Origin of the sequence: Hymenobacter saemangeumensis (assembly GCF_039541835.1) — a bacterium.
In the GTDB taxonomy this organism is placed as follows: Bacteria; Bacteroidota; Bacteroidia; order Cytophagales; family Hymenobacteraceae; genus Hymenobacter; species Hymenobacter saemangeumensis.
The window spans coordinates 22,020-43,654 of the sequence record NZ_BAABGZ010000020.1 but is presented as its reverse complement, the minus strand read 5'-3'; the positions used below and the strand labels follow the sequence as shown (position 1 = coordinate 43,654).

Sequence of the window (21,635 nt, the reverse complement as noted above, 5' to 3'; positions counted from 1 at the left end):
TGTTACGCACGAACCTGTGCGATGCGCGCTGTGGTCGGTTGCTTCTGGTTGCTGGTTGCTGGTTATCGTTCTAACCAGAAACCAGAAACCCAAGGCCGCTGCTTCCCCAGCCACCGCGTAACAGCAGTAACTCCCCTTGTTTTTTGTCTCTTCTTCTCCCCTAGCCCAGAACACCTTGCCAAACTGCTGCTTCTTCACCGCTCCCTCCTGCTGGAAAACACTGCTGCTGTGGCCGCTCCTATGCCTGCTGGCCTGCCAGTCCGGCCAGGAAGCCGGCGAGGGCGCCGCGGCCTCCCCGCCGGTAGGGCATTACGAAGGCAGCATTCAGGCGCCGGCGCTGGGCAGCCTGCGGGCGGCGCTCGACATCCGCCACCCCAGCCCGGGGCACTACGAGGCCGAGCTGCTCGTGGAGGGAGCCCCCGCCCTCAGCTTCGTGGGCGACACCATTCACTTTGCCAACAACCAGCTGCGGCTGACGCGCCCGGGCCGGGCCGGCCAGCAGCTAACGCTGCAGCTGGCCGGCGACTTCTGGAAAGGCAGCCTGCAGCTCGACACCCTGAAGGCCGACGCCCTGCTGGTGAAGCGCGGCACGCCCACGCCCAGTACCTACCGCGTGGAGGAGCTGCCCCAGGACAATGGCTCGGCCTGGCTGTACTCGCCGGCCGACACCCGCACGCCGGGCTCGGCCGTGGTGCTGCTGCCCGACTCTGCCACCACGGCGGCCGGTGCCCTCTGGGGCGATGCCCTGGCGCGGGAAGGCATCACGGTGTTGGTGCTGCCGGCTGCCGGCGCGGGCACCACCGGCCTGGGCACGGCCCTGCGCCTGCTGCGGGCCACGCCCGGCGTCGATACCGCATCCGTAGGAGTGTGGGCGGCGGGCCGGCGGGCCGCCGCGCTGGCCCTGGAGCTGGCGGGCCCGGGCGGGCCCCGGGCCGCGTTCCTGGTGGTCCAGCAGGTCAGCCTCGATGCGGAGTCGCGGGCCGACTTCCGGGAGCTGGCCCAGCGCCGCTTTCCGGTACTAGGCTTGTACGGCGCGCAGGGAGCCAATGCCCTGGCTACACCGCTGCGGGCCGCGCTGGGTGGGCGGCGTGCTACGGTGCTGGCTTTCCGCGACGCCGGCCCCGATTTGCTGGTCCCGGGACAGGTGGTGCCGCGCTTCGCCACTGGCCTGCCCGACGCCATTGCGGAATGGGTGCGCAGCCGTTAACTCAACACTGAAAGAACAAGCAGCATCTAATGGCCGGCGCATAGCCGAACTCACGAAGGCTGCCGGCCTGGCCCTGCCTTGAGCCTACCGCCCGGGCCACTACGCTACAGAATAAGCAAGCCCTTTTCGCGCAGCAGCTGCCAGGCGGGACTTTGCAGAAAATTTTCGAAGCTGCCTTCGCCGGCCGGGAAGCTGGCGGCGGCTTCTTTCAGCAGCACTTTGGTATCGTAGTCCTGGCTGAGGCGGGTGAGCAACCGGTGCAGCCACTCCCCTACTGCGGGGCTGGTTTTCACCTCAAAGTCCTCGGCCTGCTCGTAGCAGGTGAGCACGGCGCAGGGGCCTTTTTTTCCACGCTCCAGCCGGAAGTCCGGGGCGTTGCCCAGCCAGAACAGCCGCAGGTTCTGCTTGGCGAAGTCGGGCTTTTCGGGGGCCTGCACTGCCTGCTCAATCAGGTGGCGGGGCACCGTGGTCTTGGGGGTCTTGAAGTCGAACCAGAAGCTCAGGGGCTCGTCGAGGGCCACGCCGTGCAGGTAGTTGTAGAGGCTCTTGGCCAGGCCGGGGCCGAAGGCTTCGTGGTCGGCACCGCGGGGGTCCTCGTGCCAGAGGTCGTTCCAGGCAAAGCCGCCGGGCTCGGGGCCAATGGCTTCGACCTGGTACTTGGCCGGGTTGCGGCCCACGGGGGAGTGGGCCGTCATGGCGAAGCGGTGCCAGAAGCCGCTCTGCACCACGCCGGCGGCGAACAGCTGGCGCACCACCTCCAGCGAGTCGATGGTTTCCTGGGCAGTTTCGGTGGGAAAGCCATACATCAGGTAGGCGTGCACCATGATGCCGGCCCGGGTAAAGCCGTCAGTGACGCGGGCCACCTGGGCAATGGTGACGCCCTTTTCCATGAGGGCCAGCAGGCGGTCGGAGGCCACTTCCAGGCCGCCGCTCACGGCAATGCAGCCGCTGGCGGCCAGCAGCCGGCACAGGTCGGCCGAGAAGGTTTTTTCGAAACGGATGTTGCCCCACCAGGTGATGGACACGCGGCGCTTGAGCAGCTCAATGGCCAGTTCGCGCAGGGCCAGGGGCGGCGCGGCTTCGTCCACGAAGTGAAAGCCCGTCTGCCCGGTTTGCCGCACAATCTGCTCGATTCTGTCCACCAGCAAGGTGCTGGGCGCGGTTTCGTAGCGGCTGATGTAATCCAGCGTGACGTCGCAGAAGGAGCAGCGCTTCCAGTAGCAGCCGTGGGCCACGGTGAGCTTGTTCCAGCGGCCGTCGCTCCAGAGGCGGTGCATGGGGTTGAGCACTTCCAGCACCGACAGGTACTCGGTCAGCGGCAGGTCGGAGTAGTCGGGTGTGCCTACCTCGGCGTGGGGCACGTCGGGGTGGGGGTGGTTGATGTACTCAATCTGGCCCTGCTCGTTGCGCAGGAAGGTGCGCTGCAGCTTGATTGTCAGTTGTTCGTTGTCAGTTGTCAGCCTGTGCTGGAAGGCGCTCGTAGGACCGGACTGCTCACTGGCAACTGACAACTGACAACTGACAACTAAATCCAGCAAACGCAGCCAGGGGCCCTCGCCGTCGTCCAGGGTCAGGAAATCGATGTAGTCGAAAAAGCGGGTTTCCTGAATGCTGCGCAGCTCGGTATTGGGGTAGCCGCCGCCCATGATGGTGTAGGTGCCGGGGCTGATTTGTTTGATGCGCTGGGCCAGGCGCAGGGCCCCGTAGAGGTTGCCGGGAAAGGGCACGGTAAAGCCCACCACGTCGGGACGGGCGTCGGCCAGCAGCAGGTCCAGCTCTTCCAGCAGCATCTGGTCGAGCAGGTTGGGCGCCTGCTGCAGGGCCTCGTGCAGCGGCTCGAACGACGTAGCCGACAGCGCCAGCTTCTCGGCGTAGCGCGAAAAGCCGAACTGCGGGCCCACGGTTTCGCGGATAAGGTCGGCCAGGTCTTCGAGGTAGAGCGTGGCCAGGTGCCGGGCCTGGTCGGTGAGCCCCATGGTGCCGAAGGCGTGCTCCAGGTCGGCCACGTTATCGAAGCGCGCGGCTTCGGGCAGGAAGCGGCCGTGGCAGATGCGCGGGGCCAGGGTCAGGTCTTTGTTTTGCAGGAAGCGCACCACCGGCGCAATGGTGGCCAGGTAGCGGCGCTGCAGGCGCAGCATGCGCCGGGCGTTGTCGCTAAGGTCGAAATTGCCGGCTTCAATGGCGGCAAACACCCGCTGCAGGCCCTGCTCCGAAAACAGGCGCAGCACCAGATTCAGGCCCAGGTCGGCCTGCCGCACCTGGTAGCCGCGCCCGGTCAGAAAGCCTTTGATGTAGGCCGTGGCCGGGTAGGGCGTGTTCAGCTGCGTGAGCGGCGGCGTGATGAGCAGAATGCGGGGGGAAGTTTGCACGGTAGCAGGTAACCCGGTTGGCGGGGGCCGGGTTCATTTAGAGCAAAGGTCGGGGCCTGAAAGCACTTGCGGGCTGCCATCTCCGGAAGCGGGGGTTGTTCGTCAGGCTTTCACACCGTCGGGAAATGCAGGCGGCCTACCGACGCTTCTTGTCGGCAGGCCGTCTGCCATGCTTATTGCTCTTTTTCAGCTAGTGCTCGATGCTGAGCTGCTCACGGCTGATAACGCTGGCTCATCATCAGGGTAGCGTAGGCCAGACGCCACACGCTGTTGTCGGAGCGGTTGCTATCGACCAGAGTGCCGTTGTTGGCCGCCAGGGGCACGGCGTAGTTGGCCAGGCAGCCGGTAGGAACCTGGCTTTTGTCGAGCGGGGCGAAGATGTAGGCCAGCTGTTGGCGCAGGCTATCGGCCCCGGTCAGGGTTTGGGCCCCGGCGCTGCCAGCAGCGCACAGCAAGGCCAGGCACAGGAAAAGTTGTTTCATGCGAGAGAAGAAAAGAAAGAAGAAAAAAAGATTAGAGCTGGTAGTCGAAGCGCCCCTGCGTGACCTTGATGGTGTCGCAGCCGGGCTGGGCCAGCGTGAACTCGAACGTGCCCGATATAATACCGGCCTGCTCGTCCACCCGTGTCAGAGTTAAGTTGCCCTTGCTATAGGTAAGGGTGCCACCGTGCCAATATTCATTGCATGGACTAGGCCGGTTTCTATCATTAAAATAGGCTGTCCCTGCTGTTGTTGGCAAATCGAGAGAATACGTGCCAGCCCCTGTAATATAGAGCGCATTAACAGTAATACTGGTCCGGCTCCCATCTACCGAGCGGTAAGTCCGGATGCTAAGATTAGCGCCGTTCGGCCCCGGGTCGTAGAGGCAGACGTTGTTGGACTGCCCATTATTTCCCTGAGGCGTGTAGGCTTGGCCGTTGACCAGGCAGCCGAAGGTATTGCGCCCGGTCTGGGTAGCTGGCGGCAGCAAGCGCAGCTGGTCGGCCGGCGTGGGGTCGTCTTTGCACTTGCTGCATTGGGTGAGCAGCAACAGGGCCAGGTACAGAGGCAGTTTGGTTTTCATAGCCATGGGTAGAGAAACTATAAATGTAAAGCAAAGACTTAGGTGAGGCAGCTTACCTAGATATACTATTTTCTTTCCCGATAGCAGCGGCCCACTTGGCATAAAAAAGGCGGCCTCCTGGTCAGGAGGCCGCCTTTTCTAGCATACCGGAGAGGTTAAGGTTAAGCCATGGCACTCATTTCCATACGCTGGGGCAGCATCAGGCGGCGGAACTCGCTCACGGAGTAGCCCGTCACCTGGCGGAACTGGTTGCTCAGGTGCTGGCCGGAGCTGTAGCGCAGCTGGTCGGCAATCTGGTTGAGGGTAAGCTCGCCGTAGCTGAGCATTTCCTTGACGCGCTCAATTTTGAGGCGAATCAGGTATTTCTCGATGGTAAGGTGGGCCGTGCGCGAAAACACCTTGCTCAGGTGGGAATAGGTGGCGGCAAACCGCTCGGTGAGGAAAGCCGAGGTGGTGAGGGGCGCCCGGGCGGTGCGCAGGTGCTCCAGGTATTCGGCCAGCACGCCCTTGATTTGCTCGGTGAGCTGCTCGGCGCGGCCCAGCAGCAGCTCGAAGCCGGCGGCGTGCAGCAGCGGCGCCACGGCTTCGGGGTCGGCGGGGGTTTCTTCGTCGAGCTCGGCTACGCCCAGCGTCACTGCCTTGGGGCGGTAGCCGGCCCGTTCCAACACATTGTATACGGCCTCCACGCAGCGGGGGCACACCATGTTTTTGATATGCAGCAGAGTAGTCTTCAAGGTCGTTTTTCTGAGTTTCTGCTGCCCGAAGGCAGCGGTGGAACATTAGGAACGCGCAGACGAATGGCCGGGGGCCGGCCGCCGGGAACGCGGCGCCGGCTGGGGCGCCGCTTGCCAGCGTGGCCCAAACCAATGCCCTGTAGCCCAGGTGATAAACGGTACGATGGCGAAGGACGTCAACGCCAGCAGCCAGAACAATACGAGAGACGCAGAAAAAAGTCGGCTGAAAAAGTAGCTGCTTACCCCAAAAAGATAAATCACCAGCAGCAGGGAGAGCCCCAGACTGATGCCCGCCAGAATGCCTGCACGGCGCCAGGGCCAGGCGGCAATCTTCTTTTCAAGGCGACGGCGCAGGGGTTGGGGCATAGATGAAAGCGTTGGGGGCCGTGAAAATAAGTTAAAAATTGGATTATGTGCTGAGAGAAAGAAAATTTTTTATGCTGACCACCGGGCAAATGGGCGCCAGCACCGGCTGCATCGTTGTATTTGGCCTGCTTGGGGTGCTTGCTCACCTTGGCGCAAATACCTGAGATGCACCTGTTGCGAACAGCCCCGCTAGGCTTGGCCAGCGTAGCACTTCCACAATAGTCCAAAATCAGCGCCTCAGAGCTGGAGGCCAGCCGAGAATAAGCTAATTGTGATTTTTAACTTTTCTTAGAGCGGGTTTGAGGTCAGTGGATATGTAGCGCGGACGCTGCGAGTCAGCGCGGATGAGCGTTCATACGTGCGGACTCGCAGCGTCCGCGCTACACCCACCGCGAAACTGCATTAGCTTTCCCCCTGCAGCTGGGCCAGCAGCTCCTGCTGCAAGGTCTGGCCCTGGTCGGCCTCGTACCAGTCGTTCATGGCGCGCACAATCTGGCTGGTGTGCATGGCCGGGTCGGCGTGCAACTGCTGGTTCAGGGCCTGGGCCGGGGCCGGGCGCCCGCCCCAGCTACCCAGTTCCTGCCGCGTGCTGGCGTCGAGCCGAATAAGCTTGGGTATGATGTTTTTGCCATTGGTCTGGTGAGCCGCCATTACCACGGGGTGGTCGGAGCGCAGCAGCACGTGCAGCTTGGCGTGGCCGGCGCTGCCTTCGGCCAGGCGGGCGAGAATGGGCAGGGAGTGGGCAGTGTCGCCGCACCAGGCTTCGGCCAGCACCACCCAGTGCTCGGCCCGGGGCAGGTGGCGGATGGCCTCCACCAGCGCCGGCAGCAGCGGAACGGCGCAGGCGCGGTCGAGGTGTTCACCGTTTTGCTGGGTGAAGCGGATAAGGCCGGGCAGCTGGTCGGGGCCGCTGGTGCGGCGCTCGGCCGCCAGGCCGGCCACCAGCGCCCGAAACTCGGCATAGGTATAAGCCGGCGTGGGCAGGCCGGCAGCTAAAGGGGAATCAGACATGGTTTTTTAGCGCTTGGTGCTTAGTGCTTGGTTTTTGGTTGTTAGGCCTGATGCTTGGCCCTTGGTGGCTTTTAGCTACCCTATCAGGTCCTAACAAGTTGTAGGCTTCTTAAGCAACAGCCAATACGACAACCAGGCACCAAGCACCAGGCACCAAGCACCAGGCACCAGGCACCAGGCACCAGGCACCAGGCACTATAGAACATAACTCAACCCCATCTCGGTGGTTGCGTTTGTGTAAGGGTAAGTTATTTTTCTACCTTGCGCTGTTGCTCACTTTCACTACTTCCTGTTTCTTTCATGCACCTGACTCACTTCCTCCGCCCCCTGGCCGTAGCCTGCGCCCTTACTGCCTCCCTGAGCGCCTGCAGCTCCGGCACCCACGAAGGCGACACCAACGTTGAAAAGGGCCATAACAAAGTGCGGCCCACCACGCACGGCACCGACGGCACCAACACCAACTCCGACGGTATTGCCAACGGCGACTCGGCCACTTCGGGCCTGACCCGCGACAAATCCGGCCGGCCCACCGGCAAAGACCTGTACAAAGCGGCCGGCGATGCCAAAGACCGCAACCACGACGGCATAGCCGACTAAGCCTCGCTCGCTGGTAATGAAGAAGGGGCCCATTCTTGCGAACGGGCCCCTTCTTTTTTACAGGAGCCGAATGCCGGCCGGCTGCGCCTTAGTAAAACACGAAGCCGTTCGGGCCAATCTTCACCGCAAAGGAGTCGATGGCCGTGCCGTTGGCCTGGTAGCGGATAAAGCGGCCGTTGGTGTTGTAGCTGGTGGAGATGCCGCCGTAAATGGTGTTGTCGCGCGGGTCGATGCCGAAGCCCGAGAAGCTGCGCCGGATAAAGGGCGTAGTGGGCAGGGCAGTAGCGGTGATGGGCATCTGGTACTGGGCGCCGCCAAAGCTATAGTAGAGCTGGTCCTTGGCGGGGTTGATGCGCAGGTTGCTGGGGCCCGCCGTGGTTGGGAAAGTCAGCCGGAACTGGGTGGTTGGGCTGTTGGGGCTAAAGCGGATAAGTGTGCCCGCCGAAACCCGGGTGGCCGTGTAAGGCGGCACCTGCAGGTAAGTCACGAAGCCTGAGCACAGCACCCAGATGTTGCCATTCTTGTCTTCAACCATGCTGCGCGGGCCATCCGCCACGGTGATGGTGTTGGTTACAGCACCCTGGGCGTCGCTTATTACCGACACCGTATTGTCGAGGCTGTTGGGCACGTAGATGTTGCCGCCCACAGCCACGGGCTGCTCGGGGTTGCGGCCCACGGTTACCTGCCGGGGAGCGCTGCCAGACATGGCTACGGTATTGGAGCCCAGGTCCAGCAAGGTAACGCGGCCGGGCAGGTAGTTGGTAAAGCTGCCCTGCCATTCGGTTACGTAGCCCCGGCTGGCGGAAGTGCTAACAAAATAGCGGGGCTGCGACAGGCCGCGGATAGTGGCTACTGCCTTGAAATCGGGCAGGTTTACTACTTCTATCTTGTTGCTGTTGTTTACCACCACGTAGCCGCGGTTTCCTGCTACACCCATGCTCTGCACCACATCACCCAGGGCGGCGCCGTTGTTTGCTGCACCATAAGTATCTAATATAAGCGCCTTGGTTTCCCGGTTAAAGTGGCTCACGGCTCCATCGCCGGCCAGGAACTGCCCTTCGTTCAGCACAAACACGTTATTGGTCGGCGGAATCGGGGTTGGGTCAGGGTCTTTCTTGTCGGGGTCGCAGGCAGTCAGGCCGGCAACGGCCAGGAGCAGCAGCATCAGATTTTTTTTCATGGTTTTTCGGCCGATTAAGCCTGGGGTAAGGGTTAAAAAGTGTTGTTAAATGGCATTGATGGGGCTTATTGCCAGCCCACCCGCAGGCTGGCCACGAAGGCCCGGGGCGGGCCCGGCCGGCTGGGGTAGCTGTCGAAAGCGGTGTTTAGCACGTTGGTGGCTTGCAGCAGCAGCGTCAGGCCGGCCCGGGAGCGGCTAGGCACGGTGTAGCCCAGCGTAGCGCCCAGCAGCCCGAAGGAGGGGATAAAGTCCGTGGCCGAGGCTTCGGTGTAGCGGTAGCCGGTGTGGGTGTAGGTGGTGCCCAGCAGCCAGCCACGCCACTGCTGGTCGAGGCCAAAAGCGGCCTGATGCAGCGGCACGTAGGGCAGCTGCCGGCCCACGGGGTCGTCGTCGGCGGCCGTGCCGCGGGTTTTCACGGTTTGGGTGAAGCTGTAGGAGGCCCGCCCGGTGAGGGCATAGCGGCCCCGCCGCAGGCGCAGCTGGCTGCTGGCTTCGAGGCCCTGGCTGCGCACCTGCCGCAGGTTGCGCGGGCTCCAGATGCCGGTGCTGGCGCTGGGCAGCCACTGCACCCAGTCGTCGATAAGCTGGTGAAAGCCCGTGAGCTCAGTTTCCAGGCCGAGGCCAGCTCCCAGGGGCAGGCGGTGGCGCAGGCCGGCTTCTGCGCCCAGGCCGCTTTCGGGGCGCAGGTCGGGGTTGCCGCCGGGGCGCCAGTACCGCTCGTTCAGGGTGGGGGCGCGGTAGCTGCGGGCCGCACTGCCCTTCAGGGTAAGCTGGTGCAGAGCGTCTGCCGGGCCGGGAACCGTGTCGGCGCCGGCCGGTGCCGCACGTTTCGAGTACAGGTCCCACTCCAGCCCCAGCGTGGGCGTGAGTGGTGCCAGCCCGGCCGGCAGCAGGGCCTGCCGCAGGTTGGCCGACAAGTGCAGGGCGGGCCGGGGGTCGTAGCGGAGCAGGGCAAAGGCGGCGCCGCGGTTTTCGGTTACCGGGCCGCCGTAGCCGTCGACCAGGGCGGCAAAGTGCTGGGCTTCGCCACCCAGGCGCAGGCTGGCGCGCTGGCCCAGGGCACTGGTGTGCTCGGCCTGGGCCTGGGTGGTGCGCACCCGCGAGTTGCTCACCAGGCTCTGGTTGCGGTAGTTGATAATGTCTTCAAACCAGGCCCCGCGCACGGTCCACTGGCTGCCGGCCCGCGTGGCATGGCGGTAGCCCAGCAGCAGGCGGCGGCTCTGGTCCCGCTCGTTGGCCTGCGACTCCACGGCCCGCACGCCGCCCTGAATGTCGCGGTAGGTGTCGGTCAGCCAGGCGGTGGCGGTCAGCTCGCCGCGCTCGCCCAGGCGCAGGGCCACCTGGGGGCTCAGGCTCCACTGGTGGTGCAGGGCCGCGTGGCGCAGGGTGTAGCGCACGGGGCCGCCCACCTCCTGCAGCAGGTAGGTGTAGTTGTTGGTGGCCTGGCGCCAGCTGGCCGCCAGCCGCACGCTCACGCGGGCCGTGGCGGCCTGGGTTTCGAGGCTGGCGCCGCGCAGGCCAAAGCTGCCGGCATCGGCCTGCACGCTGCCCCGCAGGCCGGGGCGCCAGCCGGGCTCGGTGCTCAGCAGGACTACGCCGCCCATGGCCCCGCTGCCATACAGCGCGGCCGAGGGCCCGGGCTGCACGGCAATGCCCGTGTTGGCCCCGGCGGGCAGCAGGGCAAAGTCGGCCTCGCCCAGCGAAGGCAGGTTGATGTTGAAGCCCTGCCAGAGCACGGCCGTGTGCCGGGCCGAGGTGCCACGCACGGAAATGGACGAGAGCTGGCCCGGCCCGTAGTTTTTGATGTAGAGCGTGCTGCGGGCCTGCAGCACGTCGGCTACCGTGCCGCCACGGTACTGACTGAGCACCAGCGAGTCGGGCGACAGCCGGCGGGTGCCTACGGCAAACTGCTCGGGGCGCACGGCCCGCACCCGTACTTCGGCCAGCCGCTGCGGGCGGCGCAGGCGGTACGTGGTATCGGCAGGCGAGGCCGGGCGGTTGGCCAGGGGCTCCCAGAACCGGGCGGCCGGGGAGGCCTGCACTGCGCTGGGCGGATTAAGCAGAAGGAGCAGCCCGCCCAGCACGGCCCGGCCCGGCGGGCGCCTGCACTTCCCCAGCAGGGGTTTTACAGCAACTCTCAAGTCGGTATACCTGCATCGTTCTACCGTCCGCCCCTCCCCCCGCCCCCTCTCCAAAAGGGAGAGGGGGAGCCGGTCTAGAATAAACCTACACCAACTTGGGATGCGCTCTAAAACAGGGAAAACGTGCATGAGAACCAAATTTTCGGTCAGGAAAATTCGATTCAAAATCTGTTGCTGCCTGGCCTTTTTCAAGGAGCACAGCTACAGACCGAGGCCGAAAAACAGTAGAAACTCTGGCTGCCCGGAAGCAGCCGCTGCTTTCATTCTCCAACCGTCCTCCGCGGCTGCTGAACCTGTGAGTGTCGTGGCAGGTCTCCTGGCTTGCTTCGCCGGGTGGGCCGCCTTCCCATTCCGCTGGCCGTTTTTCAGCTTGAAAACCGGCCGGAACAGTGGCGTGTGGGGCCCACCCCGATGTGAAGCGTACAGTTGCGGGGACAGCTCCGGCTTTAAACCGGATTCCCTTTTCAGCCTTCCCCGCAATCGGGGGTTGGCACCATAACGGGGCAAAGGTAAGGCCTGCCGGTTTCTGGTTGGTGCTTTTCGGGTGTGCTTTCGTGGCCAGCGCATGCTCGCAGCCGCCCAAGCCAGCCCTTACCGTCTCACCGTAACCCCGATAAAGTACTCGTGGTCAATCTGCCGGTCCAGGGCCAGGTGGGTGCCGGCGTCCAGCTGCAGGTTGTCGGTGAGCTTGAGAAAAGGCGCCAGGTTCAGCGCCGTTTGCCACTGCTGCTGCAGCGATTCCCAGCGGGCTACGCCTTCAGCCAGCAGGCCCAGCTTTTTGGTTATCTGGTAGTCGAAGGCCAGCGAGGGCTGCCAGCGCCAGTAGTGGTGGGCTTCGTCCCGGTCGTAGTTCAGGTCGGCTTCGAGCTGGGCTTCCAGGTTCCACTTCTTGCTAAGCTCCACGTTCAGGGGCAGCAGGGCGCCATACTCCACGCCCCCACGCCCGGCGGCCCCGCCGGTGGGCAGGCGCACGTAGGCAATGCCGGCCAGGGCCACTGGCTTATCGCCGTCGTTCCCCATAAAGTTCTGCTTGAGGCGCAGCGACAGGTCGCCAAAGCCGGCGTTGCGGTCCTGCCACTCGCTGGCCGTGGCCGGGCGCTGCTTGAGGTTGCTGTATACGGGCAGCTCGACGTGAAAATCCGTGTTGCGGCTCAGGCCGAACTTGAGCATGGAGTACGCCACGTGAAACTCCCGCTCCCGGGTTTCCTGCTCCGAGCCGCTGTTTATCAGCCGGAACGCATCTACTTCCAGCTGGGCATGGCCGGCATCGACGGTAAACGGGCTCTCGGTTACGCCGGGCCGGTCGGGCTTGAGGTCGCGCAGCTGCTGCCGCGGCACGGGCTTGCGCCAGCTGAACTGGGCCGAGTCGTAGGGAGAGGTTTTCTGGTCAGTTTGGGCGCTGGCTGCAGCGGGCAGGCAAAGCAGGAGGCAGAGTAGCGTTTTCATGCCCCTTGTACGGGCCAGTCGGGAAATATGCCGCTTCTTAACCAGAGCCAAGTCAGCCCAAAACGGCCTTCAGCACCCTTTGATTCCAGAGCCGGCCGGTGCTGGTTTTTTAACACGGGCGGGTGGCGGCAAGGCATTTTGCTTAGCCCCAGCGCCGGGCCCGGCCCACGGCTTCGCTTATCATCTTCGCATCATATTGCCCTGCTAGGTTTGCGTCAGATTCAATTTCACCCCATTTTTTTCATCCCTATTTCTTATGAAAAAGCTTCTGATTGCGGCCCTGGGCCTGCAGCTCGCCTATGTTGCCGTAGCAAGCGCCCAGGATGCCCCCGCTACTGCCCGGCCCGACAAAAAGGAAAAGAAGGACAAGGCCGCTACGGCCCCCAGCAACCACGGCCAGCAGGTAAGCACGGTGGCCAAGACCACCACCCTCACCGGCGCTGAGAAAGGTGCCGCGGTAAGCGCCGCCGCCCGCGACGGCCGCCCGGCTACCCACGGCGCCGGCAGCCACCACGAGCGCAGCGCCCGTGGCCAGCACGGTGCCGGCCACGGCCATGCCAACGGCGCCGCTCATTCCGGCGGCGGCCGCGGTCAGGGCCACGGCCGGGGCCACTAGCCCCGGGCTGCATCCCCACTGCCTGCCTGTTTACCGGCCGGCCCGCCAAGCTACCCTTTGGCAGGCCGGCCGGGCTTTGGTGCGGGGAACCAAATCAACTCAGTGGTAATTTCGTCAACCAGCACCCGTATCTGGCGGGTGCCGCTGCTATGAGAATTCTCTTTCTATTGTTCCTGTTGTTGGGCTCCGTCGTTGCGGCCGGGGCGCAGGGCCTGGCACGCCCCTCGGAGGCACCGGCCACCGCTGCTGCGTCGGCCCCGGCCCAGGAGCAGCCCGGCCAGCCGCCGGTGAAAGCCGTGCCCCAGGCCCGGCGCCAGGCCAAGCCCGAGCGGGTAGCGGCGGAAGGCGCCGCCGAGCCGGCGGCCGCCGCGCCCACCGAACCCGCTACACCAGCCGAGAGCATGCCAGCCCGTGGGGCCCGCCCCGAGCGCAGCGCCCGGGGCCTGCGCAGTGCCCGCGGCCTGGATGGCGGGCATGGCCTGGATGGCGCGCGCGGTGCCCGCGGGGCAGGCGCGGGCCGGGGCGCCGGAGTAGGACGCGGCCGTGGTAACTAAACCTGCTGCGCTCTTGTCTGCCCCGCCCTTTTTTCGATTGCAGTTACCCAGCCGCTGGCTACCGGGTTGCGCGCTGCTGCTGGGCCTGTGCCTGTCGGCCCGGGCCCAGACGGCCGCGCCCGACACCGCCGCGACGCCCGCCCGGCGCGGCAGCTTCACGGCCAGCCTGAGCGCGGGCAACAACTCTTCCTTTTTCGGCCGCACCCAGGCCCGGCGCTACCCGTACGCGGCAGCCGAGCTTAGCTACAAAACGGCCAGTGGATTCTGGGGCTCGGCTCTGAGCTACAACCTGTTCGACACAACCAGCTTTATCGACGAAACCGACCTTTCCCTGGGCTGGGACGGCGACCTGAGCAAGCGCGTGGATGCTTCGCTGAGCTACTCCCGCTTTGTATTTGCCGACAACAGCCCGCTGGTGAAGTCCAGCGTGCGCAACTCCCTGGATGGCTACCTGGGCTTGGACTGGGGCTATGTGTACTCACGCCTGAACGCGGCCTATGTGTTTGGCGACAGCGGCGACTTCTTCCTTATCCTCGACAACTCCCGCAACTTTGAGTGGGAGCGGGTGCTGCAGCCCAGCGCCTACCTCTCCCTGGAGCCCCGCGTGAGCGTAACAGCCGGCACGCAGCGCTTTGCCCAAACCAGCCTGGTGCAGCAGCAGCAGCGCGGCAACGGGCCGGTGCGCCCGCCGCGGGGCCCCGGCCGGACAACCACCGTCGTAACCGAGCTGAGCCGCTTTGCCGTGCTCAGCTACGAGCTGCGCGTGCCGCTTACCTACAGCCTGGGGGCGTGGTCGGCGCAGGTGGCCTGGCGGTACAATGTGCCCGTAAACCTGCTGCCCGACGACGTATCGGAGGCCCGTTCGTTTGTTACGGCCAGCCTCTCGCTCACCCTCTAACCTGCCCGCACCGCATGACTGTTCTGATAGTGGAAGATGAGCGGGCCCTGGCCCGCGAGCTGGGCCTGTACCTGCACCAGCACAGCTTTGCCTGCACCGTGGCCCGCACGGTGCGCGAAGCCCGCGCCCTGCTGGCCGACACGCCCTTCGACTTTGTGCTGCTGGACCTGGGCCTGCCCGACGGCGACGGCCTGGAAGTGCTGGCCGAGGCCAAGCAGAACGAGCAGAACGCGGCCGTCATCATCCTGACGGCCCGCGGGGCGGTGGACGACCGTATCCGGGGCCTGGAAGTGGGCGCCGACGACTACCTGGCCAAGCCGTTTTCGCTGCCCGAGCTGCTGGCCCGCATGCACGCCATCACGCGGCGGCGCTTCGGCCTGAACAAGCCCCTGGTGGCCTGCGGGCCGTTTCAGCTCGACCTGCAAAACCGGCAGCTCCTGCACCAGGGGCGGGAAATAAGCCTGTCGGTGAAGGAATTTGACCTGCTGAGCTACCTGGTGCTGCACCGCCGCCGGGTGATGACGCGCCTGCAGCTGACCGAGCACATCTGGGGCAACCTGCCCGACACGGGCTTCGACTCCAACTACATCGACGCCCACATCAAAAACCTGCGCAAGAAGCTGGGCCAGGTGGCCGACGTCGACTGGCTGGAAACCGTACGCGGCCTGGGCTACCGGGCTAACGTGTGAGTATTTTTGGTGCATAGTGCTTGTTCAGCAAGTTTTCTACTATTCTTCCCATCGGCCTTACCCCACCCCCGGCCCCTCCCCTCTGGGGGAGGGGTGCGTTCTATTGGCATGGTCTCCTGGCTCCCCTCTCCCGGAGGATTCAGCGCATCAAGCGGCGGGGGCCGGGGGTGGTGTGAAACGGCCGGCATGCGAAAGTTTCTAAACAGCGTACTTAGTGCTTGGTGCTTAGTTATTCCTACTTATGCATTACGACGCACCAAGCACTAACCCTCATGAAGCTCAGCACCAAGTTTTCGCTGTTCAATGCGCTGTCGCGAATGGTGATTGTGCTGCTGCTGCTGGGCATTCTGCCCGGTGCCATGAGCCGGCTGGCCTTGCTGAGCACCGACCAGCGGCTGCAGCAGAAAAAGGAAAAGGTGCTGCGCCTGCTGCGGCGCACCGGCATCTCGGCCTTCATCGAGGCGGGACAGTCGTCGTACGGCAGCTACAACCTGCTCAAGGAAGAGTTTATCTCCCTGGAAGAGATACCGGCCGGGCCTACCATCAATGTGATTGAGGACTCGCGGCGGGCCGTGGAAGACGAGATTGTGGAGTACCGGGTGCTGAGCTACTCCTTCGACCGCGAAGGGCGGCACTACCTGCTGGAAATCGGGCGCAGCACGGGCAGCATCGGCGAGACGGAGCGCAACTTCCGGCGCTACGCGCTGTACATTCTGCTGCTGGCCGTGGGGCTGACCACGCTGGCCGACCTGGCTTTCTTCCGCTACCTGGTGGCGCCGCTGGGCCGCATTATCCGGCAGCGGCTTAAGGACGTGCGCCACCCGGCCGCGTTCAACTTCGAGCCCATTCCCACCAGCACCGACGACTTCCGCCACCTCGACGACAGCCTGCAGGAGATGATGACCACGCTGCGGGCTTCGTTCGACAAGGAGCGCAAGTTTATTGCCGACGCTTCGCACGAGCTGCTTACGCCCCTGGCCACGCTGCAGTACCGCCTCGACAACATGCTGGGCGACGACACGCTGAGCGAGGAAAACCAGCTGCGCGTGGTGGAGTCGCAGCGCACCATTCACCGCCTGCGCGCCATCATCAAGTCGCTGCTGCTGATTTCCAAGATTGAAAACGACCAGTTTGCCCGCCAGGACAGCGTAGCCCTGGCCGGACTCGTGGCCGAGGTGAGCGAGGAAATGCAGGAGCGGCTGCAGGCCTACGAGCTGCGCCTGACGCAGGAGGTAAGCCCCGACTTTCAGTTTGGCCCCTGCAACCGCGGGCTGCTGTTTACGCTGCTGTTTAACCTGGTAAACAATGCCATTAAGTACAACCGCCCCGGCGGCGAGGTGCGGCTGCTGGGCAGCGCCCGCTCCGATGGCGGCTACGCGCTGGAAGTGCGCGACACGGGCCTGGGCATGCCCCCCGAGCAGCTGGCTACGCTGTTCACGCGCTTCGCCAGGGGCGAGGCCGCCGATGCCGACAGCTACGGCCTGGGCCTGTCGCTGGTGAAAACCATTGCCGACCTGCACGGCATTGCCGTGGAAGTAAACTCCATTCCGGGCCTGGGCAGCTCGTTTCGGCTGCTGTTTCCGGCCCCGAAAGCAGCGGGGGCCGCTGGCTAGGCTTGGGAAGCAGGCCGCTGCTTCATGTTTATTTCATGTTGGGTTTTTAGCCTTGTATTGTTTCCTGGCGTACACCGGGCTTGCCGCTTTGGGCCTGTATCAACTTCCCCCTCTTACTAAGCTATTTATGAGTTCACTCCTACCGTTTATTTGCAGCCACCGGGCGCTTCGTCGCTGGCTGGTCCAGCCCGTCCTGCTGGCCGGGCTATTGATGCTGCTTGCGGGCAGCTCTGCCCGGGCCCAAACCACCGGCCCGGATGGCGGCACGCTGTCGCCGGCCGCCACTACCGTGTGCTCGGGCTTCAACTCCGGCACGCTCACGCTGAGCGGCTACACCGGCAGCATCGTCAAATACCAGTTCGACAACGGCAATGGCTTTACCGACATTGCCGGCAGCGGCGGCAGCCCGACGTATACCTTCTCCAACCTTACCCTCACCACCCGCTACCGGGCCGTGGTGCAGAACGGCGCCAACCCCCAGGTGGCTTCCACCGTGGCCACGGTCACGGTAAACCAGCCGCCCACGGCTACCATCAACTCGCAGGGGCCCACGCGCTTCTGCCAGCAGGGCACCATCTTTCTGGTGGCCGGGCCCAGCGGCAACTACACCTACCAGTTTCTGCGCAACGGCATCAACATTGCCGGCGCTACCAGCCAGACCTACACGGCTACCATCACCAACAGCGGCAGCTACTCGGTACGGGTGACCGATGCGGCGGGCTGCTCGGCCATCTCCTCGTCTATCCAGATACAGGTGCAGCCGCAGAACGTAGTAATGCTGAGCGCCAGCGGCTCCACTACGGTGTGCCAGGGCAGCTCCGTGCTGCTCACGGCCACCACCAGCGGCATCGGCGCCAACAACTATACCTACCAGTTTGAGCGCGACGGCGTGCAGATTCCCGGCGCCACCAGCCCCACCTATGCCGCCACCACCAGCGGCGACTACCGCGTGGTGGTAAACAACCCAGCGACCTGTACTTCCACTTCAAATACCGTGACGGTGACGGTGGTTCCCGTGCCCACCGTTACCCTGAGCTATTCCTCGCCCAGCTACTGCCAGAGCGGCAGCCCCAACCCGGCACCCACTTACTCGCCCACCGGCGGCAGCTTCGGCGCCACCCCCGCCGGCCTGAGCCTGAACCCCAGCACCGGCGTCATCAACCTGGCCAACAGCAACCCCGGCACCTACACCGTGGGCTACACCTCGGGTGGCAGCTGCCCCGGGGTGGCCAGCACCAGCGTTACCATTATCCGGGCACCGCAGGCTAGCTTCTCCTACCCGGCCGGCAGCAACTGCGCCGGCAGCAGCGGCAGCATCAATGCCGTGCTGGCTTCGGGCAGCACGGCCGGCACGTTCACGGCCTCGCCTGCGGGCCTGAGCCTGAACAGCAGCACCGGGGCCATTAACCTGGCTTCCAGCACGCCCGGCACCTATACCGTCACCAACAGCATTGCCGCTGCCAACGGCTGCGCGGCCACCTCGGCCAGCACCCAGATTACCCTCAATGCCCAGCCCACGGCCACGCTCAGCGCCGGCGGCCCCACCACCTTCTGCCAGGGCAGCAGCGTGGTACTGACGGTAGCCGGCGGCCTGGGCAATGCGACTTACCAGTTCTTCAACAACGGCCAGGCCATTGGCGGCGCCAACAACAGCAGCTACACGGCTACTGCCAGCGGCTCCTACACGGCGGTGGTCACCAACCCCGGCGGCTGCACGGCTACGTCGAATGCCATTTCCGTGACAGTGAATCCGCAGACCACGGCGACCTTCTCCTACCCCGCGGCACTGTACTGCCAGAACAGCGGCGCCACGCCCACGCCCACCATCACGGGCACCATGGGCGGCACCTTTACCGCCAGCCCGGTCGGCCTGAGCATCAGCGCCAGCACCGGCGCCATTAACCTGGCCGCCAGCACGGCCGGAGCCTACACCGTCACCTACAGCGTGGGCGGGCCCTGCCCCAGCTCCAGCACCCGGCCGGTAACGGTGGAAGCCGCCCCGGCGGCTGCTCTCACGGCCAATGGGCCCACCGCGTTTTGCCAGGGCGGCTCGGTGCTGCTGAGCGCCACGGGTGGCGCCGCCGGCGCCGCGTATCAATTCCTGCTCAATGGGCAGACTATCAACGGAGCAACCAACAGCACCTACACGGCCACCGCCAGTGGTGCTTACAGCGTGCGTATCACCAGCACCGGCGGCTGCGTGGCTACGTCGAGCGCGGTAGCCGTGACGGTAAACCCACAGACCACGGCCGCCTTCTCCTACGGCAGCAGCTCCTACTGCCAGAACAGTGGCACTACCCCCACACCCACCATCACGGGCACGCCGGGCGGGGCTTTCACCTCCTCGCCCATGGGCCTGAGCGGCAACGGCAGCACCGGCGCCATCAACCTGGCCAACAGCCTGCCCGGCACCTACACCGTGACTTACAGCGTGGGCGGGCCCTGCCCCAGCAGCAGCAGCGTGACGGTAACGGTGACGGCCCCGGCCGTGGCGACATTCAGCTACGCGGCGCCCATCTACTGCACCGGTGGCAGCAACCCCGCCCCGGTACTGGGCAATGGCGCTACGGCCGGCACCTTTACCGCCAGCCCGGCCGGCCTGAGCCTGAACGCCGGCACCGGCGTTATCAACCTGAGCCAGAGCCAGCCCGGCACCTACACCGTAACCAATAGCATAGCGGCAGCCGGCGGCTGCCCCGCTGCTTCGGCCACTACACAGGTTAGCATCAGCCCGGTGCCGGTGGCAACGCTGGCCAGCAGCGGCCCCACCACCTTCTGCCAGGGCGGCAGCGTGGTACTGACGGCCAACGGCGGCGGCACAGGCAGCAGCTACCAGTTCCTGCTCAACGGCCAGCCCATCAGCGGCGCTACGGCCGGCAGCTACACGGCCACGGCCAGCGGTTCCTACAGCGTGGTGATTACCAACCCCGGCAGCTGCTCGGCTACCTCGCCGGCTACCAGCGTCACGGTGAACCCCATTGCGACGCCCACGGTAAGCTACGGCGCGGCCAGCTTCTGCCAGAATGCGGGCACTACCCCGGTGCCCACGGTATCGGTAGCGGGCGGCACTTTTGCATCGACTACGGGCCTGAGCCTGAACGCCAGCACCGGCGCCATTAACCTGGCCGCCAGCACCCCCGGCACCTACACCGTCACCTACACAGCCGGTAGCCCCTGCCCCGGCAGCGGCACAGCCACAGTGAGCATCACGGCAGCCCCGAGCGCAGCCTTTGCTTACAGCGGCTCTACCTTCTGCCTAAGCGGCAGCAACCCCACGCCCACTATCAGCGGCGCCCAGGGCGGCACCTTCACGGCACCGGCCGGCCTGAGCATCAGCGCCAGCACCGGCACCATCAACCTGAGCGCCAGCAGCGCCGGCAGCTACGCCGTAACGTACAGCGTGGCAGGTGCCTGCCCGGCCAGCAGCACCCTCACCGTAACGCTGACCTCGGCTCCCGTGGCCACCTTCGCTTATAGCGCCAGTGGCTACTGCGCCGGCTCCAGCGCCCTGCCCGCCCCCAGCTTCAGCGGCGGCGGCAGCGCGGGCACCTTCACGGCCACGCCCGCCGGCCTGAGCCTGAACGCCAGCAGCGGCGCCATCGACCTCAGCCAAAGCCAGCCGGGCACCTACACCGTAACCAACACCATTGCGGCTTCCGGTGCCTGCGCGGCCGTGTCGGCCACGGCCAGCGTGACCATCAACGCGGCTCCGGCCGCGGCCCTGACGGCCAGCGGCCCCACTACCTTCTGCCAGGGCAGCTCGGTGGTGCTGACGGCCACCGGCGGCGCGGGCAGCAGCTACCAGTTCCTGCTCAACGGCCAGCCCATCAGCGGGGCCACGGCGGCCAGCTACACGGCCACCGCCGCCGGCAGCTACGCCGTGACGGTGACCAATGCAGCAGGCTGCGCCGCTACTTCCGCCGCCACTACTGTTACCGTGAACCCGGCTACCACGGCCACCTTTACCTATCCCGCAACCACTCTCTGCCGCAGCGGCCTGCCCAGCACGCCCAGCGTGACGGGCACCGGCGGCGGCACGTTTAGCGCCACCCCGGCCGGCCTGAGCCTGGATACGGGCACCGGCACCATCACCCCCGGTAGCAGCCAGCCCGGCACCTACACCGTGACGTACAGCGTGGGCGGCCCCTGCCCCAGCAGCGGCACGGCGACGGTAACCATTACGGCGCCCGCCCAGGCCGGCTTTGCCTATACCAGCAGCAGCTTCTGCGCCAGCGGCACCGCCCAGCTGCAGCTTGCGCCGGGCAGCACGGCCGGCATGTTTACGGCCAGCCCCAGCGGCCTGAGCCTGAACGCCTCCACTGGGGAAATTGACCTGAGCCAGAGCCAGCCCGGCACCTACACCGTGACCAACACCGTAGGGGCTGCGGGCGGCTGCGCAGCGGCTTCCTCGTCGGCCACGCTCACGGTAGAGTCCCTGCCGGCCCAGCCCAGCCTGAGCTACCTGAACGGCACGCTCACGGCCAGCGGCCCGGCCACGGCCACGTATCAGTTCTTCCTGAACGGCGCCGCCATTCCCGCCACCAGCGGCGCGAGCTTCGTGCCCACGCAGAATGGCAGCTACACGGTAGTAGCCACCTCAGCGTCCGGCTGCTCGTCCCTGCCCTCGCCGGCAGTAATGGTGGTCGTTACCAGCACGGCCGCGGGGCAGCCGGCCTTCACCCTGGGCCTCTACCCCAACCCCACCACCGACGGCCGCCTCACCGTGGCCGTGGGCAGCCACCGCCTCCCGGCCCACCTGACGGTGTTCAACGCCCTGGGCCAGGAAGTATTCCAGGCCAACATTCCGGCCGCGGCCACTTCTCAGGAGCTGAACCTGCGCCAGCTGCCCACCGGCGTCTACATCCTGCGCGCCACCACCGAAGCCGGCACGGTATCCCGCCGCTTTACTCGGGAATAAGCATCCTTGAGGACACAAAAAGCCCGTGCATCTACCTGATGCACGGGCTTTTTTCTTAATCGTGATTTGGAAATTACGCAGGCGGTGATGATGGCGCGGGGTCGTACCCGAAGGGCTTTGCCCCGTGTCTCTTTATTCGCAGGCCTCTGGCCTGCAACGGCAGAACAAATTGTCCTGGAATCGTTAGCTGCGCTGACCTTCGGTTCAACAACCGTCGGCCAGAGGCCGGCAATT

Annotated in this window: 17 protein-coding genes and 1 riboswitch; of the genes, 8 read left to right on the top strand and 9 right to left on the bottom strand. The window is 65.2% G+C overall.

The window, feature by feature from the left end:
• Positions 1–175: 175 nt before the first annotated feature.
• Positions 176–1,207, top strand: a complete 1,032-nt coding sequence (locus tag ABD919_RS10180; RefSeq protein WP_345235895.1) for a hypothetical protein — start codon at positions 176–178, stop codon at positions 1,205–1,207.
• 104 nt (positions 1,208–1,311) lie between these two features.
• On the opposite strand, the gene ABD919_RS10175 is transcribed toward ABD919_RS10180, so the two are convergent.
• The 6 genes from ABD919_RS10175 to ABD919_RS10150 form a co-directional block, all read right to left on the bottom strand.
• Positions 1,312–3,576, bottom strand: a complete 2,265-nt coding sequence (locus ABD919_RS10175) for a B12-binding domain-containing radical SAM protein (RefSeq protein WP_345235894.1) — start codon at positions 3,574–3,576, stop codon at positions 1,312–1,314.
• 212 nt (positions 3,577–3,788) lie between these two features.
• Positions 3,789–4,058, bottom strand: coding sequence for a hypothetical protein (locus tag ABD919_RS10170; protein ID WP_345235893.1), 270 nt, complete (start codon positions 4,056–4,058; stop codon positions 3,789–3,791).
• Between the two features lie 31 nt (positions 4,059–4,089).
• Complete coding sequence (locus tag ABD919_RS10165; RefSeq protein ID WP_345235892.1) at positions 4,090–4,638, bottom strand: Riean_0653 family protein; 549 nt, start codon at positions 4,636–4,638, stop codon at positions 4,090–4,092.
• Positions 4,639–4,799: 161 nt separating this feature from the next.
• Positions 4,800–5,372, bottom strand: a complete 573-nt coding sequence (locus ABD919_RS10160) for a helix-turn-helix domain-containing protein (protein WP_345235891.1) — start codon at positions 5,370–5,372, stop codon at positions 4,800–4,802.
• A 45-nt stretch (positions 5,373–5,417) separates the two neighbouring features.
• Positions 5,418–5,738 (bottom strand): hypothetical protein, encoded by a 321-nt coding sequence (locus ABD919_RS10155; RefSeq protein ID WP_345235890.1) that lies wholly within the window; start codon positions 5,736–5,738, stop codon positions 5,418–5,420.
• Positions 5,739–6,140: 402 nt separating this feature from the next.
• Positions 6,141–6,749: a thioredoxin family protein gene (locus ABD919_RS10150; RefSeq protein WP_345235889.1), complete on the bottom strand. Its 609-nt coding sequence runs from the start codon at positions 6,747–6,749 to the stop codon at positions 6,141–6,143.
• 300 nt (positions 6,750–7,049) lie between these two features.
• On the opposite strand from ABD919_RS10150, the gene ABD919_RS10145 reads away from it, so the two are divergent.
• Positions 7,050–7,346, top strand: coding sequence for a hypothetical protein (locus tag ABD919_RS10145; RefSeq protein WP_345235888.1), 297 nt, complete (start codon positions 7,050–7,052; stop codon positions 7,344–7,346).
• Between the two features lie 88 nt (positions 7,347–7,434).
• On the opposite strand, the gene ABD919_RS10140 is transcribed toward ABD919_RS10145, so the two are convergent.
• The 3 genes from ABD919_RS10140 to ABD919_RS10130 form a co-directional block, all read right to left on the bottom strand.
• Positions 7,435–8,526 (bottom strand): DUF5074 domain-containing protein, encoded by a 1,092-nt coding sequence (locus tag ABD919_RS10140; RefSeq protein WP_345235887.1) that lies wholly within the window; start codon positions 8,524–8,526, stop codon positions 7,435–7,437.
• Positions 8,527–8,591: 65 nt separating this feature from the next.
• A complete protein-coding gene (locus ABD919_RS10135) occupies positions 8,592–10,667 on the bottom strand; it encodes a TonB-dependent receptor (RefSeq protein ID WP_345235886.1) in 2,076 nt (691 codons plus the stop codon).
• 289 nt (positions 10,668–10,956) lie between these two features.
• Positions 10,957–11,180, bottom strand: a riboswitch (cobalamin riboswitch).
• A gap of 78 nt (positions 11,181–11,258) precedes the next feature.
• The gene (locus ABD919_RS10130) at positions 11,259–12,113 is read right to left on the bottom strand and encodes a transporter (protein ID WP_345235885.1); all 855 of its coding nucleotides are present in this window, start codon (positions 12,111–12,113) and stop codon (positions 11,259–11,261) included.
• A gap of 256 nt (positions 12,114–12,369) precedes the next feature.
• On the opposite strand from ABD919_RS10130, the gene ABD919_RS10125 reads away from it, so the two are divergent.
• The 6 genes from ABD919_RS10125 (at position 12,370) to ABD919_RS10100 (ending at position 21,401) form a co-directional block, all read left to right on the top strand.
• Entirely contained in the window at positions 12,370–12,729 is a 360-nt protein-coding gene (locus ABD919_RS10125; protein WP_345235884.1) for a hypothetical protein, read from the top strand.
• Positions 12,730–12,878: 149 nt separating this feature from the next.
• Complete coding sequence (locus ABD919_RS10120; RefSeq protein ID WP_345235883.1) at positions 12,879–13,283, top strand: hypothetical protein; 405 nt, start codon at positions 12,879–12,881, stop codon at positions 13,281–13,283.
• A gap of 37 nt (positions 13,284–13,320) precedes the next feature.
• Entirely contained in the window at positions 13,321–14,181 is an 861-nt protein-coding gene (locus ABD919_RS10115) for a hypothetical protein (protein ID WP_345235882.1), read from the top strand.
• Between the two features lie 14 nt (positions 14,182–14,195).
• Positions 14,196–14,870, top strand: a complete 675-nt coding sequence (locus ABD919_RS10110) for a response regulator transcription factor (protein ID WP_345235881.1) — start codon at positions 14,196–14,198, stop codon at positions 14,868–14,870.
• Between the two features lie 272 nt (positions 14,871–15,142).
• Positions 15,143–16,483 (top strand): sensor histidine kinase, encoded by a 1,341-nt coding sequence (locus tag ABD919_RS10105; protein ID WP_345235880.1) that lies wholly within the window; start codon positions 15,143–15,145, stop codon positions 16,481–16,483.
• 127 nt (positions 16,484–16,610) lie between these two features.
• Complete coding sequence (locus ABD919_RS10100; RefSeq protein ID WP_345235879.1) at positions 16,611–21,401, top strand: T9SS type A sorting domain-containing protein; 4,791 nt, start codon at positions 16,611–16,613, stop codon at positions 21,399–21,401.
• The last annotated feature ends 234 nt before the right edge of the window (positions 21,402–21,635 follow it).

Bases quoted from the DNA above. Each gene is read 5' to 3' on its own strand.
- ABD919_RS10170 (WP_345235893.1), bottom strand. From the start codon at position 4,058: ATGAAACAACTTTTCCTGTGCCTGGCCTTGCTGTGCGCTGCTGGCAGC.
- ABD919_RS10165 (WP_345235892.1), bottom strand. From the start codon at position 4,638: ATGAAAACCAAACTGCCTCTGTACCTGGCCCTGTTGCTGCTCACCCAA.
- ABD919_RS10155 (WP_345235890.1), bottom strand. From the start codon at position 5,738: ATGCCCCAACCCCTGCGCCGTCGCCTTGAAAAGAAGATTGCCGCCTGG.
- ABD919_RS10150 (WP_345235889.1), bottom strand. From the start codon at position 6,749: ATGTCTGATTCCCCTTTAGCTGCCGGCCTGCCCACGCCGGCTTATACC.
- ABD919_RS10145 (WP_345235888.1), top strand. From the start codon at position 7,050: ATGCACCTGACTCACTTCCTCCGCCCCCTGGCCGTAGCCTGCGCCCTT.
- ABD919_RS10140 (WP_345235887.1), bottom strand. From the start codon at position 8,526: ATGAAAAAAAATCTGATGCTGCTGCTCCTGGCCGTTGCCGGCCTGACT.
- ABD919_RS10130 (WP_345235885.1), bottom strand. From the start codon at position 12,113: ATGAAAACGCTACTCTGCCTCCTGCTTTGCCTGCCCGCTGCAGCCAGC.
- ABD919_RS10125 (WP_345235884.1), top strand. From the start codon at position 12,370: ATGAAAAAGCTTCTGATTGCGGCCCTGGGCCTGCAGCTCGCCTATGTT.
- ABD919_RS10120 (WP_345235883.1), top strand. From the start codon at position 12,879: ATGAGAATTCTCTTTCTATTGTTCCTGTTGTTGGGCTCCGTCGTTGCG.
- ABD919_RS10110 (WP_345235881.1), top strand. From the start codon at position 14,196: ATGACTGTTCTGATAGTGGAAGATGAGCGGGCCCTGGCCCGCGAGCTG.
- ABD919_RS10105 (WP_345235880.1), top strand. From the start codon at position 15,143: ATGAAGCTCAGCACCAAGTTTTCGCTGTTCAATGCGCTGTCGCGAATG.
- ABD919_RS10100 (WP_345235879.1), top strand. From the start codon at position 16,611: ATGAGTTCACTCCTACCGTTTATTTGCAGCCACCGGGCGCTTCGTCGC.